The organism is Aliterella sp. E5.1 (genome assembly GCF_057473825.1).
On sequence record NZ_JBYCCV010000476.1, the window covers coordinates 1 to 1,158 of the forward strand.

At 44.7% G+C, this 1,158-nt stretch carries 1 protein-coding gene and 1 pseudogene; one reads left to right on the forward strand and one right to left on the reverse strand.

What is annotated here, in order from left to right; translation table 11 throughout:
- On the forward strand, window positions 1-763 hold a 763-nt coding region (locus tag AC2VE5_RS28340; protein WP_486890841.1), incomplete at its 5' end, for a RecB family exonuclease.
- A gap of 277 nt (window positions 764-1,040) precedes the next feature.
- On the opposite strand, the pseudogene AC2VE5_RS28345 reads toward AC2VE5_RS28340, so the two are convergent.
- Window positions 1,041-1,158, reverse strand: a pseudogene (locus tag AC2VE5_RS28345) (IS1 family transposase); the annotation flags it as partial.

Genomic DNA, 1,158 nt, shown 5'->3' on the forward strand with positions numbered 1-1,158 from the left:
AATGGCTTACCAAATTTCCGCCACCAAACTCCAAACTTACCATCGTTGTCCACAAGCCTACTATTTCCGTTACGAGTTGGGTTTGAAAGCTCCTGGATTCTTTGGTAATGCCAAGCTTGGTACAGCCTTACATCAAGCCCTTGCCCAAACCTACCGCGATTGGCACTACCTCGATCCACTACCGCCCATTGACTGGATTTCTTATTGCTGGCAGCGATGTTCTACGAACCTCAGTCCGGCTCAATCTGAGGAAGGACAGGAGATTCTAGAAAACTATTATCACCAATTCATTGCGGGTGAAACTGCAATCGCTCGACCTTTAGCAGTAGAAGGTCGGATCAAAGGACGCTTGTTAGTTAACGACTTAGAGTTCAAAATCTCTGGGCGCTACGACCGCCTAGATTTTCTGGGAGACGGGTTAGAACTAATCGACTATAAATCAACTAAAGAAGTCAAATTGCCAAAGCCCGATGAAATTGACTTACAAATTGGTCTGTACTACATTGCCCTGGAGCAAAGATACCAATCCTGCTTGCAGCAGTTGAGCTTACTTTACTTGCGGACAGGCGAAAAGATTGTTTTTGAGGCAAGTTGCGAACACAAACAACAAGTGGAGACTGTTATTAGTGAATTAGCTTGGCGATTACGTACCGATGAACAATGGGAACCAAAGACTGGGGAGCAGTGCGAAGTCTGTACTTATGCGAGATTATTAAATGTCAAGTGTTTTGCGTGTCGTGACAGATTATTGTCGGGTAGTTGACGCGAAAAGGAAGTTCAGATCGAAACGACAAGTACAGATCGCTTGCGAATAGAAACAAAAAAATAGAGCGATTAGGATGATAGAGAATTGTTCAAGCGCTCGGTAGCAGCCTGACGACGGTAGCTATCAGACTTACCCCTCTTTTATCACTCTAAGCAGAAGAAAATCTAAATTGGAAGTTGAGCTGATGCACGACGGGACACACAAACCGATTCATCTTACTGATGAGTCGCTCAAAGCCAAACTGCAATGAAGTGATAGGAAACACGGTAGTGCGTCAGATTATTGTGGGATAGGTCACGATATCATTCCAAGTCCATGGTCGAGAGGTTAATCCTGCTCGTTGTGCGGCAGTGGACTTGAACCGACTATGCTGCCAAATCCAATTGAAGTAA